General features: G+C 67.3%; 14 protein-coding genes. 8 read left to right on the forward strand and 6 right to left on the reverse strand.

Annotated features, from left to right (window positions below; genetic code table 11):
• The coding region (locus U5771_RS00005) for an ATP-binding cassette domain-containing protein (protein WP_322022078.1) at positions 1–366 on the reverse strand (366 nt) is incomplete at its 3' end.
• Positions 367–388: 22 nt separating this feature from the next.
• Complete coding sequence (locus U5771_RS00010) at positions 389–2,146, reverse strand: ABC transporter permease subunit (protein ID WP_322022079.1); 1,758 nt, start codon at positions 2,144–2,146, stop codon at positions 389–391.
• Between the two features lie 500 nt (positions 2,147–2,646).
• On the opposite strand from U5771_RS00010, the gene U5771_RS00015 reads away from it, so the two are divergent.
• A complete protein-coding gene (locus U5771_RS00015; protein ID WP_027786765.1) occupies positions 2,647–2,913 on the forward strand; it encodes a hypothetical protein in 267 nt (88 codons plus the stop codon).
• Positions 2,914–2,953: 40 nt separating this feature from the next.
• Here the strand turns inward: U5771_RS00015 and U5771_RS00020 are convergent, their stop codons facing one another.
• Together U5771_RS00020 and U5771_RS00025 are read right to left on the reverse strand one after the other, a co-directional pair.
• The gene (locus tag U5771_RS00020) at positions 2,954–4,270 is read right to left on the reverse strand and encodes an ATP-binding protein (RefSeq protein ID WP_322022080.1); all 1,317 of its coding nucleotides are present in this window, start codon (positions 4,268–4,270) and stop codon (positions 2,954–2,956) included.
• Positions 4,254–4,979 carry a response regulator gene (locus U5771_RS00025; RefSeq protein ID WP_009693256.1) on the reverse strand — a complete coding sequence of 242 codons (726 nt, stop codon included), beginning with the start codon at positions 4,977–4,979 and terminating at the stop codon, positions 4,254–4,256. Before U5771_RS00025 ends, U5771_RS00020 begins: the two co-directional genes overlap by 17 nt.
• 225 nt (positions 4,980–5,204) lie before the next feature.
• On the opposite strand from U5771_RS00025, the gene U5771_RS00030 reads away from it, so the two are divergent.
• Positions 5,205–5,756 (forward strand): Spy/CpxP family protein refolding chaperone, encoded by a 552-nt coding sequence (locus U5771_RS00030; RefSeq protein ID WP_124613477.1) that lies wholly within the window; start codon positions 5,205–5,207, stop codon positions 5,754–5,756.
• A 75-nt stretch (positions 5,757–5,831) separates the two neighbouring features.
• Here the strand turns inward: U5771_RS00030 and U5771_RS00035 are convergent, their stop codons facing one another.
• Positions 5,832–6,530 carry a pirin family protein gene (locus U5771_RS00035; RefSeq protein ID WP_322022081.1) on the reverse strand — a complete coding sequence of 233 codons (699 nt, stop codon included), beginning with the start codon at positions 6,528–6,530 and terminating at the stop codon, positions 5,832–5,834.
• Between the two features lie 368 nt (positions 6,531–6,898).
• Here U5771_RS00035 and U5771_RS00040 point away from each other — a divergent pair, with 368 nt between their 5' ends.
• The 4 genes from U5771_RS00040 (at position 6,899) to U5771_RS00055 (ending at position 10,101) form a co-directional block, all read left to right on the forward strand.
• Entirely contained in the window at positions 6,899–7,675 is a 777-nt protein-coding gene (locus tag U5771_RS00040) for an ABC transporter substrate-binding protein (protein WP_322022082.1), read from the forward strand.
• Positions 7,676–7,903: 228 nt separating this feature from the next.
• Positions 7,904–8,593, forward strand: coding sequence for a histidine ABC transporter permease HisQ (locus tag U5771_RS00045; RefSeq protein ID WP_322022083.1), 690 nt, complete (start codon positions 7,904–7,906; stop codon positions 8,591–8,593).
• On the forward strand, positions 8,590–9,303 hold the full coding sequence (locus U5771_RS00050) for an ABC transporter permease (protein WP_322022084.1): 714 nt from the start codon (positions 8,590–8,592) through the stop codon (positions 9,301–9,303). Before U5771_RS00045 ends, U5771_RS00050 begins: the two co-directional genes overlap by 4 nt.
• An 18-nt stretch (positions 9,304–9,321) precedes the next feature.
• On the forward strand, positions 9,322–10,101 hold the full coding sequence (locus tag U5771_RS00055) for an ABC transporter ATP-binding protein (protein WP_057925998.1): 780 nt from the start codon (positions 9,322–9,324) through the stop codon (positions 10,099–10,101).
• A 48-nt stretch (positions 10,102–10,149) separates the two neighbouring features.
• Here U5771_RS00055 and U5771_RS00060 read toward each other — a convergent pair whose 3' ends face one another.
• Positions 10,150–10,647: a GNAT family N-acetyltransferase gene (locus U5771_RS00060; RefSeq protein WP_322022085.1), complete on the reverse strand. Its 498-nt coding sequence runs from the start codon at positions 10,645–10,647 to the stop codon at positions 10,150–10,152.
• 136 nt (positions 10,648–10,783) lie between these two features.
• On the opposite strand from U5771_RS00060, the gene U5771_RS00065 reads away from it, so the two are divergent.
• Positions 10,784–11,710: a LysR family transcriptional regulator gene (locus U5771_RS00065; RefSeq protein WP_322022086.1), complete on the forward strand. Its 927-nt coding sequence runs from the start codon at positions 10,784–10,786 to the stop codon at positions 11,708–11,710.
• A 566-nt stretch (positions 11,711–12,276) separates the two neighbouring features.
• A complete protein-coding gene (locus U5771_RS00070) occupies positions 12,277–13,356 on the forward strand; it encodes a porin (RefSeq protein ID WP_044847749.1) in 1,080 nt (359 codons plus the stop codon).
• Positions 13,357–13,505 lie beyond the last annotated feature (149 nt).

The following is a 13,505-nucleotide window of genomic DNA, read 5'->3' on the forward strand; positions in this document are numbered from 1 at the left end:
TTCGAGCCCGGCTTCCACGTTCTGCAGCACGGTCAGCCACGGGAACAGCGCGAAGGTCTGGAACACCATCGCGACGCCTTCGGCCGGGCCGGTCAGCGGCTTGCCGAGGTAGGTCACTTCACCGCCGGTCGGCTCGATCAGCCCGGCGATGATCCGCAGCAGCGTGGACTTGCCCGAGCCGGAGCGGCCGAGCAGCCCGACGATCTCGCCTTCGCGCAGCGACAGGTTCGCGTCGTCGAGCACGAGCAGTTCGCCCTGCGTCTTGTTGAAGCCGCGGCAGACGTGATCGACGCGCAGGATTTCCTCACCGAGGCGCGGCGGCTGGGACGTCTGGACGGGGGCGTTTACAGCATTCGGATTGTGCATCGCGTTTCGCTCTCAATCGGTCTCAGTCGAGCCGCAGCTTCGCTTCGGCGAAGGCATACAGCGGGCGCCACAGCAGGCGGTTGAACAGGGTGACGAACAGGGACATCACGGCGATGCCCAGGATGATCTTCGGGAAATCGCCCGCGGCGGTGGTCTGCGCGATGTACGCGCCGAGGCCGTGCGCCTCGATCTTGGTCGTGCCCCACTGCACCGCTTCCGACACGATGCTCGCGTTCCACGCGCCGCCCGATGCGGTGATCGCGCCGGTCACGTAGTACGGGAAGATGCCGGGCAGGATCGCCTGGCGCCACCACTGCCAGCCGCGGATCCGGAAGTTCGTCGCGGCTTCGCGATAGTCGTTCGGATAGGAGGTCGCGCCGGCGATCACGTTGAACAGGATATACCACTGCGTACCGAGCACGATCAGCGGCGACAGCCAGATGTCGGGGTTCAGGTGGAAGCGCGCGATCACGATCACGAACGCCGGGAACAGCAGGTTCGCCGGGAATGCGGCGAGGAACTGCGCGAGCGGCTGCAGCTTCTCGGCGAGCCTCGGGCGCAGCCCGACCCACACGCCGATCGGCACCCAGATCACGGACGCGATCGAGATCAGCACGACCACGCGCAGCAGCGTGATGAGCCCGAGCACCAGCACATGGCCGACCTCGCCCATCGTCACGCCGGTCGACACGAAGCTGACGACACGCCACACGATATAGGCCGTGCCGAGCAGCACGAGCACCGCCCACGCGATGTCGACCGTGCGCGACGCCTTCTTCTCGACTTTCGGCAGCGAGAAGCGCATCGCGCCCGACAGCGGCAGGCGCAGCGGAATCCGCGCCGCCTTCGCGAAGAACCAGCCGGCCGGCACCAGCAGCTGATGAATCAGGCGCGTGCGGCGCACGAGGTCGAGCAGCCAGGATTGCGGCGCATCGCCCGACGCGGTGTTCTCCATCCGGAACTTGTCGGCCCACGCGATCAGCGGGCGGAACAGGAACTGGTCGTACGCGAGGATCACGACCGTCATCGTCAGGATCACCCAGCCGATCGCGCCGAGGTTCTTGTCCGAGATCGCCTGCGCGAGATACGCGCCGATGCCCGGCAGCGTAATGGTCTGGTTGCCGACGGTGATGGCTTCCGACGCGACGACGAAGAACCAGCCGCCCGACATCGACATCATCATGTTCCAGATCAGCCCCGGCATCGAGAACGGCACCTCGAGCTTCCAGAAGCGCTGCCACGACGTCAGGTGGAAACCGCGCGACACTTCGTCCAGATCGCGCGGCACGGTGCGCAGCGACTGGTAGAAGCTGAACGTCATGTTCCACGCCTGGCTCGTGAAGATCGCGAAGATCGCCGCGAGCTCGGCGCCGAGCACGCGGCTCGGGAACAGCGCGAGGAAGAACGTGACCGTAAACGAGATGAAGCCGAGCACCGGCACCGACTGCAGGATGTCGAGGATCGGGATCAGCACCATGCCGGCGCGGCGGCTTTTCGCGGCGAGCGTGCCGTAGACCAGCGTGAACACGAGCGACGCGACCATCGCCGCGAGCATCCGCAGCGTGGTGCGCAACGCGTATTCGGGCAGGTTCGACGGATCGAGCGAGATCTTCTGGGTCTGAAGGGTCCCGATCGGCGCCATCGTTTCATGAAAGCCGACGACCGCCATCGCGATCAGGCAGATGATCAGCGGGAACGCGATGAAGTCCCACCGGTTCGGCAGGACGCGCCACGCGGACGCGTTGGCGGTCCGGTTCGGATTGAAGAATCCGACGTCCATCAGGCGCCCTCCCCGGTAAGGCCGAACGAAGCCGGCAGACGATGTTGATTCATGGCAAAGCGCACGGGCGCGGTAATTCGACGCGGTAATTCGATTGATTCACGATCTCACGCCGGCGCGAGGCGCCGTGCGTGCAAGCTGCGCCCACGGCGCGGCGAGTCGGGCCGCGACGGCACGACACTACACCAACCTGTATTTCAGGTTCAACCGTCCGGGGCCGGTGCGACGCCGCGCGACGCTCGGCGCACGGATCGTGCCCGGCACGCGGGCGAACGGCAGGCGTGCGGTGCGGAGCAGCCCGGCCGCAGTCGTCCGGCCGGCGTGCAGGCCCCGAATTATGCCGTGATCCGGGCCGGCCGGGAACCCGCCAGCCGCACACGGACGCAAACCATGCCGGACGTCAGCGGACGATTGCGGCGAAGCAGGTATGATCGGGGCTAGCCCCTGGCGTCGGTCGACCCACAGCCGCCAGGGATCGACCGACCAGCGGGAGGAAGGGAATGGCAGGAAACTTGGTGATCGTCTGCCGCGATCAGGACGCCGATGCGTTCTACGAGCTGATGCAGGAGTACGGGTCGTTCCAGACCCGGCTGTCGTCGACGGCGTGGTACCTGAACATGAACGTCGTGCCGGAATCGCTGCAGGAGGAGATCCTGGAGCGCCTCGGCCGCTATACGACCGTCTATATCTTCGAGGCCACGAGCGTGACCTACAACACCATCGACAGCAACGCCGCCGAGACGCTCGGCACGCTGTTCGGCGAATGATGCCGCGCGGCGCCTGCCCGGCAGGCGCCGCATGCGCCGCTTACGCGGCCTGTGCGTGAAGTGCGTCCTTCGGCACCACGTCGAACGGGAACGTCATCGCCACGCGCAGGCCGCCCTCGGGACGATTGCCGATCTCGCACGCCCCGCCCAGCCTCAACACCAGCCGCTCGACGATCGCGAGCCCGAGCCCGCTGTGGCCGTTCCCGCCGCGCGCGGGGTCGAGCCGCACGAACGGCCGCGTCGCGGCCGCCAGGTCGCGCGGCGCAATCCCGCCGCCGCTGTCGCTGACCGACAGCACGTAACCCGCCGGCGTACGCGCCGTCTCGACCAGCACCGGCGGCGCGCCGTACGCATGCGCGTTGTCCAGCAGGTTCGACAGGATCCGGTCGAGCGTCGCGGTCGGCAGGCGGAAGCCTTCGTCGGCGGCCAGATGCGTCTGGACCGCCGGCGCGTTCGGTGCGACCGCGCGATAGCTGCGGGCGATCCGCTCGCAGGTCTGGTCGACCGACACGGGCTCGCTGCGGTCCGCCCCGCCGTGCGCGAACACGAGGAACTGGTCGACGATGTGCGACATCGAGTCGACGTCGCGCACCACGCCGTCGCGCAGCCGCGCGTCGTCCATCATTTCCGCGCGCAGGCGCATCCGCGCGAGCGGCGTACGCAGGTCGTGCGCGACGCCGGCCAGCATCACCGCGCGGTCGCTCTCGGCCTGCGACACCTGTTCCACCATCTGGTTGAAGCCGTGCGTGAGCTGGCGCAGCTCGCGCGGGCCGCGCTCGCGCAGCGGCGGCACCGGCTGGCCGCGGCCGAAGCGCGCGACCGCGCGCGCCAGCGAGCGCAGCGGCTGCTGCAGCTGCCAGGCCGCGAACAGCGCGGCGATCACGCCGGCCGAGAAAATCGTGCCGAGCCACAGCAGCATCCGGTCGAGCGAGCGTGGCGGGCGCAGCGGCTGCACCGGCACCACGATCCAGTTGCGGTCGGTCGGCTCCTTGACCCACAGCACCGGCGGATGGCCCGGCGCGCCGATCTCGACCAGCGTGCCGGGCGGCATCCGCTCGCTGACGTCGTCGCGAAAACGCTTGAGCGGCGCCGCCAGGTTCAACTCGGCGTCCTTCGGCACGTCGGGACTGTCCGGCGCCACCAGCCGCACCCGCGACGGCAGCGGCTGGTCCGGCGTGCGCTCGACGTGCTGGCGCACGGCGTCGACGAGGAACGCGGCCTCCTCGACGGCATACCGAGTCTGCATCTGGCTGCGCTCGAGGCGCATCGCGAAGAACCACGCGAAGTGCGACAGGAGCAGAACGCCGACGACCAGCAGCGCCAGCCGACCGAACAGCGAATCAATGGGTTTGCGCATGAGCCTCGCCGTCGGGCACGAACACGTAGCCGCGCCCGCGGACCGTCTGGATGAAGCGCGGCGTCGACGGATCCGTTTCCAGGATGCGGCGCAGGCGCCACACCTGGACGTCGATGCCGCGGTCGGTGCCGTCGTACTCGGGCCCGTGCAGCAGCTCGAGCAGCCGCTCGCGCGTGAGCGTGCGCAGCGCGTGGTTCACGAAGATCTTCAGCAGCGCGAATTCGCTGCTCGACAGCGTCGCCGGCTTGCCGTCGACCGACAGCGTGCGTGCCTGGAAGTCGAGCACGAAGCGGCCGAACGCGAACGGCTCGCGCTGCTCGGGCGCCGCCGCCGACGGCGTCGCGCGGCGGCGGCGCAGCACGGCCTGCACGCGCGCGAGCAGCTCGCGCGGGTTGAACGGCTTGCCGAGGTAGTCGTCCGCGCCGAGTTCGAGCCCGACGATGCGATCGACGTCGTCCGCGCGCGCGGTCAGCATGATCACGGGGATATCGTCGCCGGCCGCGCGCAGCTGGCGCAGCGCGGTCAGGCCGTCCACGCCCGGCATCATCAGGTCCAGCACGATCAGGTCGGGCCGCTCGCGCTCGAGGCGCTTCTCGAGCGTCGCCGCGTCGTGCAGCACGGACACTTCCATCCCCTGGCGCACGAGATAGTCGCGCAGCAGGTCTCGGAGTTCTTGGTCGTCGTCGACGATGAGGATCTGGGTAGTCATGGCTCGAAGTTTACCGCGCGAGCGCGGAGTCGAAGAACGAAACAAAGAGACGAAAGGGTTACTGCGGGTTACGACGCAAGGGAACTGTAATGCACCGTAACCCGCCAGCCACCCCGCGTAACACCCGCCGGAGCACGCGCCGCTAACCTGCGTCTTACCGGATGCGGCACACGCGTCACCCCGCGCACCGCATCGCCGGACCCTTTGGATACAGGAGTTTCTGAAATGTATAAGAAGACTTCCCGCGTGGCCATTGCGGCCGCCACCGTGCTCGCTCTCGCATTCGGCACCGCGCATGCCGCGCAGCCCAACGACATGCCGCCGCCGGGCGGCCCCGGCATGCACCAGATGCACGGCGGCCATGACGGCGGCCCGTTCGGCGTGATCATGAAGCTGCACGACCAGTTGAAGCTCAACGCGTCGCAGGAGCAGCAATGGCAGACGGCCGTCAACACGATGAAGCAGAACCATGAAGCGATGCGCAAGAGCCACGAGCAGATGCGCGAGCAATTCAAGGCGCAGCAGAACCAGCCGATCCTCGACCTGAACGCGATGCACGCCGCCCGCCAGCAGGCCGAGCAGCAGAATGCGCAGCTGCGCGAGCAGAGCTCGGCCGCCTGGCTCGCGTTCTACAACGGGCTGAACGACCAGCAGAAGACGACGGTCAGCACCGCGCTGAAGCAGCAGTTCGCGCGGATGGAGCAGCGTCACGAGAAGATGAAGGAACGCTGGGAGCAGCACCGCGCGGCCAAGGGCGCGTCGGCACCGGCGCAGTGAGCCGGCGGGCCGCCTCCCCGGGCGGCATCGCAGGGGACGCGGGCACCCGGCCCGCGTCCCCTGTTTCATTTCAGTTCAGGCGACGTCGAACAGCAGCACCTCGGCCGCCCGGCCGCGTGCGAACGCGACCGCGTCCACCCCGCCGATCCGCGCGCCGTCGCCCGCGGCCAGCGCGTGGCCGTTGACCTCCACGTCGCCGCGCGCCACGTGCACATAGGTACTGCGCCCCGCCGGCACGCCGAATGCCACCGCCTCGTCGCCATCGATCAGCCCCGCGAAGATCCGCGCGTCCGCACCGATCGACAGCGCGCCGTCGTCGCCGTCCGGCGACGCGACCAGCCGCAGGCGGCCGCGCTTCTCGTCGTCGGCGAAACGCCGCTCCGCGTAGCCGGGCCGCCCGCCGCGCCCGGCCGGCTGCAGCCAGATCTGCAGCAGATGCAGCGCCCGGTCGCGCGACGCATTGGTTTCGCTATGCATGAGCCCCGTGCCGGCGCTCATCCGCTGGACGCCGCCGGCCCGCACGATGGCGCCGTTGCCGAGGCTGTCGCGATGCGCGAGCGCGCCGTCCAGCACGTAGGTAACGATTTCGAGGTCGCGGCGCGGCTGCATCCCGAAGCCGCGCGTCGGCGCGATCCAGTCCTCGCTCAGCACGCGCAGCGCGCCGAACGGCGGATGCGTGGCCCCGGCGTCGCCGGCAAGCGGAAAGCTGTGGCTCGATTCGAGCCAGCCTTGGCGCGTGTGGCAGCGGTCGGCGGCGCGGCGGATCTGGAACATGGGGCGGGCACTCCGGCAGGCAGATATTCTTTCTTCGGGTTTACCTGCACTGTAGGGGCGCGCCGGGCGCGCCACAATCCGCCGCCGACGCACCGCATCGTTGCACCCACGAATCCAATCGGCGCAATGCCCGTTGCGAATACCACGATTGCCGCAACGCCCGGATCGAAGAATCGATCGGTCGCGCCGGATTGCCGTTTTCCGGGTATCGCGTTCGGGTAAAATACCGCCCTTTTGGCGTTCGCCCGTCCGGCGAGCGCCGTTGCCTGCGCGCCGAAACACGAATTTTGGCCGTCTAGAATACGCCGCGGCGCCCGGCCCGACCGGCCGCGAGCGCCCTCCTGGAAGTGAGCGACAAAAGGATGGAAATGAAGAAGGCCGCCCTGTGCGCCGCCCTCGCCCTCGTGGCGGGCAGCGCCTTCGCGAAAGAGTGGAAGACCGTGCGGATCGGTGTCGATGCCAGCTACCCGCCGTTCGAGTCGACCGCGCCGAGCGGCGAGATCGTCGGTTTCGACGTCGATCTCACCAAGGAAATCTGCAAGCGGATCAACGTGAAGTGCGTGTGGGTCGCGCAGGATCTCGACGGGATCATCCCGGCACTGAAGGCGAAGAAGTACGACGTCATCGTGTCGTCGCTGACCGTCACGGACAAGCGCCGCGAGCAGATCGACTTCTCCGACAAGGTGTACGACGCGCCCGCACGGATGATCGCGAAGGCCGGCTCGCCGCTGCTGCCGACGGTCGCGTCGCTCAAGGGCAAGCACGTCGGCGTCGAACAGGGCTCGACGCAGGAATCCTATGCGAAGGCGTACTGGGAACCGCAAGGCGTGACGATCATTCCTTACCAGAACCAGGACCAGGTCTATGCCGATCTCGGCTCGGGCCGCCTCGACGCGACGCTGCAGGACGAACTGCAGGCCGACTACGGCTTCCTGCGCACGCCGCGCGGCAAGGGCTTCGCGTTCGCCGGCCCGGAAGTGAAGGATCCGAAGACGATCGGCGACGGCACCGCGATCGGCCTGCGCAAGGAAAACACGGACCTCAAGCTCAAGATCAACAAGGCGCTGGCCGACATGCACAAGGACGGCACGTACGACCGGCTGTCGCACAAGTATTTCTCGTTCAGCGTCTACTCGGCTCGCTGAGCGCAGACAATGACGGGAAGCGGATGCGGGGGCGGCCCCGCGTCCGGCGGTACAGGCAGTCAACCACGCGCCGCCCGCCCCCTCGCCCGCCGCTCGCGCGACGGGCTGGCCCGGCACCGTTGCCGGGGCGGACGGTCATGATACGCACGGGGCATTCCGCGCAGCTTGGCGGGCGCGTCTTTCGGGGCGCACCGCGTGCGCACTCCGGGACCACACCAGGGACCACATATGTTTCTACAAGGCTACGGCCCGCTGATCCTCGCAGGCACCTGGCAAACCGTCAAACTGGCGGTGCTTTCGCTCGCGCTGTCGTTCCTGCTGGGCCTGCTCGGCGCGGGCGCGAAGCTGTCGCGCAACCGCTTCACGAACGGCGCCGGCACCGTCTACACGACGCTGATCCGCGGCGTGCCCGACCTCGTGCTGATGCTGCTGCTGTTCTACAGCCTGCAGATCTGGCTGAACGCCGCCACCGACGCGCTCGGCTGGGACCAGATCGACATCGACCCGTTCCTCGCCGGCGTGCTCGTGCTCGGCTTCATCTACGGCGCGTACTTCACCGAGACCTTCCGCGGCGCGTTCCTGTCGGTGCCGCGCGGCCAGCTCGAGGCCGGCAGCGCGTACGGGATGAGCAACTGGCAGGTGTTCACGCGGATCATGTTCCCGCAGATGATGCGCTTCGCGCTGCCGGGCATCGGCAACAACTGGCAGGTGCTCGTGAAGTCGACCGCGCTCGTGTCGATCATCGGCCTCGCGGACGTCGTGAAGGCGTCGCAGGACGCCGGCAAGGGCACGCTGCGGTTCTTCTTCTTCACGCTGATCGCCGGTGCGGTCTACCTCGCCATCACGACGATCTCGAACTTCGTGCTGATATGGCTCGAAAAGCGCTACTCGACCGGTGTCCGCAAGGCTGACCTATGATCGAACTCATCCAAGAATACTGGCGCAACTACCTCTACACCGACGGCTTCCGGATCACCGGCGTCGCGATCACGCTGTGGCTGCTGGTCGTGTCGATCGGCCTCGGCTTCTGCCTGTCGGTGCCGCTCGCGGTGGCCCGCGTGTCGAGGAAGAAGTGGCTGTCGGGCGCCGTGTGGCTCTACACGTACGTGTTCCGCGGCACGCCGCTCTACGTGCAGCTGCTGCTCTGCTACACCGGCCTCTACAGCCTGCAGTTCGTGCGCGGCACGCCGATGCTCGATGCGTTCTTCCGCGACGGGATGCACTGCACGCTGCTCGCGTTCACGCTGAACACCTGCGCGTACACCACCGAGATCTTCGCGGGCGCGATCAAGTCGACGTCGTACGGCGAGATCGAGGCCGCGCGCGCGTACGGGATGTCCACCTTCACGATGTATCGCCGCGTGATCCTGCCGTCCGCGCTGCGCCGCTCGCTGCCGCTCTACAGCAACGAAGTGATCCTGATGCTGCACGCGACCACCGTGGCGTTCACCGCGACCGTGCCGGACATCCTGAAGATCGCGCGCGACGTGAACTCGGCGACCTACATGTCGTTCCACGCATTCGGGATCGCCGCCCTGCTCTATCTCGTGATCTCGTTCACGCTCGTGTGGCTGTTCCGCCAGGCCGAGCGTCGCTGGCTCGCGTATCTGCGCCCGCAAGGCAAGTAAGTTTTCGCAGGACTATTGATGAATTCCCAGACTCAGAAGCTTTTCGTCGACGATCTGCACAAGCGGTACGGCGACAACGAGGTGCTCAAGGGCGTGTCGCTGAAGGCGAACTCGGGCGACGTGATCAGCGTGATCGGCTCGTCCGGTTCCGGCAAGAGCACGATGCTGCGCTGTATCAACTTCCTCGAGCAGCCGAACGCGGGCCGCATCGTCGTCGACGGCGAGGAAGTGCGCACCACGCCGGACAAGACGGGCGCGCTGCGCGCGGCCGATTCGAAGCAGCTGCAGCGCGTGCGCACCAAGCTGTCGATGGTGTTCCAGCACTTCAACCTCTGGTCGCACATGAACGTGATCGAGAACGTGATGGAAGCGCCCGTCAACGTGCTCGGCATCCCGAAGAAGGAAGCCGAGGATCGCGCGCGCGAATATCTCGAGAAGGTCGGCCTCGCGCCGCGCGTCGAGAAGCAATATCCGTCGCACCTGTCGGGCGGCCAGCAGCAGCGTGTCGCGATCGCGCGCGCGCTCGCGATGCATCCGGACGTGATGCTGTTCGACGAGCCGACGTCGGCGCTCGACCCGGAGCTGGTCGGTGAAGTGCTGAAGGTGATGCAGAAGCTCGCCGAGGAAGGCCGAACGATGATCGTCGTCACGCACGAGATGGGCTTCGCGCGCAACGTGTCGAATCACGTGATGTTCCTGCACCAGGGGCGCGTCGAGGAAGAAGGCGTGCCGTCCGAGGTGTTCGCGAACCCGAAGAGCGAACGCCTGCGCGGGTTCCTGTCGGGCAGCCTCAAGTAACGCGCGTGACGACATGCGAACGGGCGCCGTGCGGCGCCCGTTTTGCGTTTACGCGGCGTCCACCGGCGCGCCGTCGGCGAACGCGCGCAGCGCATCGCCCGCGAGCCGGTAGCGCACCCATTCGCTCTGCGGCGCCGCGCCGACGCTTTCGTAGAAGCGGATCGCCGGCTCGTTCCAGTCGAGCACACTCCATTCGAAGCGCCCGCAGCCGGTGTCCACCGCGATGCGCGCGAGCGCCTTCAGCAGCCGCAGCCCGGCACCCGCGCCGCGAAAGCGCGGCGATACGTACAGATCCTCGAGATACAGCCCCTGGCGGCCGAGCCACGTCGAATACGAGAAGAAATACACGGCGAAGCCGGCCGGCTCGCCGTCGACCTCGCAGATCAGCGCACACGCGGGCGAACCTTCGCCGAACAGGCTGCGCTCGAGCGATGCAGGCGTCGCGACCACTTCATGCTCCGCCTGCTCGTAGACGGCCAGCTCGGTGATGAAACGCAGGATTTGCGGCACGTCGGCGACGGTGGCGGAACGAATGTCGATTTGCACGGTAGGGAGCCCTCCTTCGGCCCGGACTGAAAACGGAATGCGGCGCCCGCGCAAGCGCGCCTGGCGTCGGACAGATCGACATGCTACGTTCACGGCTCAACTGCAGGAAGTGCAGTTTCTTCATCTCGACCTGAACATGATGCATCCCGACCTGCGCCGTCTCGACCTGAACCTGCTGCTCGCGTTCGACGCGCTGTATCGCCACCGGTCGGTCGCCGCGGCCGCGCACGAGCTGGCGATGAGCCCGTCCGCGCTGAGCCACGCGCTCGCGCGGCTGCGCGAAGCGATCGGCGATGCGCTGTTCGTGCGGCTCGGCAACGAGATGCAGCCGACCGTGCGCGCCGACGACATCGCCACCTGGGCCGGCGACGCGCTCGACACGATGTCGAAGGGGCTCGCCCGCGCACGCCGCTTCGATCCCGCGCAAAGCGACCGCACGTTCGTGTTCGCCGCGAGCGACTACACGGCGTTCGCCGTGCTGCCGGCGTTGCTCGCGCGCATCGAGCAGGTCGCGCCGCGGCTGCGGATCCGCGTCGTCCACTCCGACCGGAAGATTTCGATCGACGAACTCGCGGCCGGCCGCATCGACTTCGCGCTCGGCTATCACGAAGAGGCGACCGCCGACGCGCCGGGCATCGAGGATTTCGACTGGTTCTCGGACGACTACGTGGTGATCGCGAGCGCCACGCATCCGGACCTCCGCCGGCGGCTGACGCTCGACCAGTACCTCGCGGCACGCCACGCGGTCGTCACGCCGTGGAACGAGTCGCGCGGCGTCGTCGACTACGTGCTCGACCGCCTCGGCCTCGCGCGGCAGGTCGCCGTGCAGTTGCCGAGCGTGCTGGCCGCACCGTTCGTGATCGCGGAATCGGCACTCCTGATGACGGTGCCGAACCGTGCCGCGCAGGCGCTGCGCCACGCGGCGCCGATCCGCATCTTCCCCGCGCCGTTCGAGATCCCGCGCTACACGGTGAAGGTCTACTCGCACGCGAAGCACGCGCGCACCGACGCGCACCGGTGGCTTCGCGCGCAACTGCTCGACGCCCGGCCGGCGCCCGGTTGAGCCGGGCGCGCTGGCGCGGCGGGCCGTGCCCCACCCTGCAGGACAGGTGTTTCAGGCAACGGCGGACCGCCGTCAATTCATTACGAAATACTTACCAATTTCACGCCGCCGGCGCATACGCTCGCGCCCGCGGCGACGTCAATAGTGGCAATCCTTGACCCATCGGCACCGAATCCGTGTCTCCCTTGTATGACAAGGGTTTTCCGGGCATCGACGGCCCCTTGGGCACCCGCTGCGCACTGTGTTGCATGGCAATTTGGCGACACGTGTTAGTCAAACAACGATTTCCATCGCCACAAAATTGTATTTTTGCTAAATTAGTAACCAAAGTAGCAAAACGAAGTTCGTGAAATGTAGTTTAGCTTCACGACACAACAAGGAGACCCCGCAAGCCGACCCGGCCGCGCGGGACCGCTCAACGGTTTTCCGTCCGCATGCCCGCGTGCCGCGCTTACCGGCCCTGCACGAGGTCTCCCTGGTTATCCCGCTTTTCGCTTTTGCCCGGCGCTCGCTGCTCCGGGCATCTCGTGCAGTCTGGGTTGACTTTTTGACAGGGTATGGAGGAGATGATGAAGAAAGCTTTGGTCGCGGCCGCGCTGATGGCTGCTGGGGTGGTTACGGCGCACGCGCAGAGCAGCGTCACGCTGTATGGTCGCCTGGATGCCGGCCTTGAGTACCTGAACGGCCTGCAGAACGGCCACCAAGTGCGCGCGGAAAGCGGCGACTGGGGCACGAGCCTGTGGGGCTTGAAGGGTAGCGAGGACATCGGCGGCGGCAACAAGGTCCTGTTCCACCTCGAAGGCGCGTTCAACACGATGACGGGCGGCTTCAGCGGCTCGATCTGGGATCGTTTCGCGACCGTCGGCATCTCCAACGACCGCTACGGTACGCTGCTGCTGGGTCGCGAACTCGCGATCGCGAACGGCGTGTGGGACTTCGATCCGCTGGGCCAGTCGAGCTGGTCGTCGGCATCGCTCGTGCGCGGCCGCAACTGGAACAAGACCAGCAACAACGTGTCGTACCAGTCGCCGCAGTTCTACGGCCTCGACTTCTACGGCCAGTTCGCGTTCTCGAACTCGACCAGCTTCAACGGCAACACGACGGCCGGCCAGCCGGGCCGTGCAGCCGGCGCACAGGTCACGTACACGAACTCGCTGTTCCAGTTGCGCGGCATCTACGACGAAACGCGCGACAGCAACGGCCGCTTCTCGGACGTGTTCAACTACTCGCGTGAATATTTCGCGGGCCTGAATGTGTTCCTCGGCCAGTTCAAGCTGCAAGCGGCCTATCAGTCGTCGCACGCGGACGGCAGCGGCGGCCCGGCCGTCAACAACGGCATCACCGGCACCCAGCAGGTCTGGGGCGGCGTGACGTGGCAGGCAACGCCGGCGGCAGCGCTGATCGCGGCCGTGTATCACGTGAACGCCAACCACGGCGGCGGCAACGCGAACATCTACACGGTCGGCGGTTCGTACAACATTTCGAAGCGCACGTTGTTCGACGTGCAGGTCGCGACGGTGCGCAACAGCTCGACGGCCAACTTCGGCCTGAACGCGAACGGTGCAGGCACCGCCGTGTCGACGGGCAACCCGCATCCGGGCGGCAGCCAGACCGGCGTCTACGCCGGCATCCAGCACCTGTTCTGATCAGGCGCCGTCCAGAGAACGATTCGACAACACTTTCCACGCTGCTGCGAGAGGCGCGTATCGGTGCGGTACCCACCCGGGTATCCGCACCGTTTTTTATTGGCGAGCCGGGATCGTGCGATCCGCGGCCCGATCAGCCGAACGGGCCG

Origin of the sequence: Burkholderia sp. BCC1977 (assembly GCF_905339595.1) — a bacterium.
Lineage (GTDB): Bacteria > Pseudomonadota > Gammaproteobacteria > Burkholderiales > Burkholderiaceae > Burkholderia.

Excerpts from the sequence above, each read along its gene's own strand:
- U5771_RS00010 (WP_322022079.1), bottom strand. The coding sequence starts at position 2,146 with ATGGACGTCGGATTCTTCAATCCGAACCGGACCGCCAACGCGTCCGCG.
- U5771_RS00015 (WP_027786765.1), top strand. The coding sequence starts at position 2,647 with ATGGCAGGAAACTTGGTGATCGTCTGCCGCGATCAGGACGCCGATGCG.
- U5771_RS00020 (WP_322022080.1), bottom strand. The coding sequence starts at position 4,270 with ATGCGCAAACCCATTGATTCGCTGTTCGGTCGGCTGGCGCTGCTGGTC.
- U5771_RS00025 (WP_009693256.1), bottom strand. The coding sequence starts at position 4,979 with ATGACTACCCAGATCCTCATCGTCGACGACGACCAAGAACTCCGAGAC.
- U5771_RS00030 (WP_124613477.1), top strand. The coding sequence starts at position 5,205 with ATGTATAAGAAGACTTCCCGCGTGGCCATTGCGGCCGCCACCGTGCTC.
- U5771_RS00035 (WP_322022081.1), bottom strand. The coding sequence starts at position 6,530 with ATGTTCCAGATCCGCCGCGCCGCCGACCGCTGCCACACGCGCCAAGGC.
- U5771_RS00040 (WP_322022082.1), top strand. The coding sequence starts at position 6,899 with ATGAAGAAGGCCGCCCTGTGCGCCGCCCTCGCCCTCGTGGCGGGCAGC.
- U5771_RS00045 (WP_322022083.1), top strand. The coding sequence starts at position 7,904 with ATGTTTCTACAAGGCTACGGCCCGCTGATCCTCGCAGGCACCTGGCAA.
- U5771_RS00050 (WP_322022084.1), top strand. The coding sequence starts at position 8,590 with ATGATCGAACTCATCCAAGAATACTGGCGCAACTACCTCTACACCGAC.
- U5771_RS00055 (WP_057925998.1), top strand. The coding sequence starts at position 9,322 with ATGAATTCCCAGACTCAGAAGCTTTTCGTCGACGATCTGCACAAGCGG.
- U5771_RS00065 (WP_322022086.1), top strand. The coding sequence starts at position 10,784 with ATGATGCATCCCGACCTGCGCCGTCTCGACCTGAACCTGCTGCTCGCG.
- U5771_RS00070 (WP_044847749.1), top strand. The coding sequence starts at position 12,277 with ATGATGAAGAAAGCTTTGGTCGCGGCCGCGCTGATGGCTGCTGGGGTG.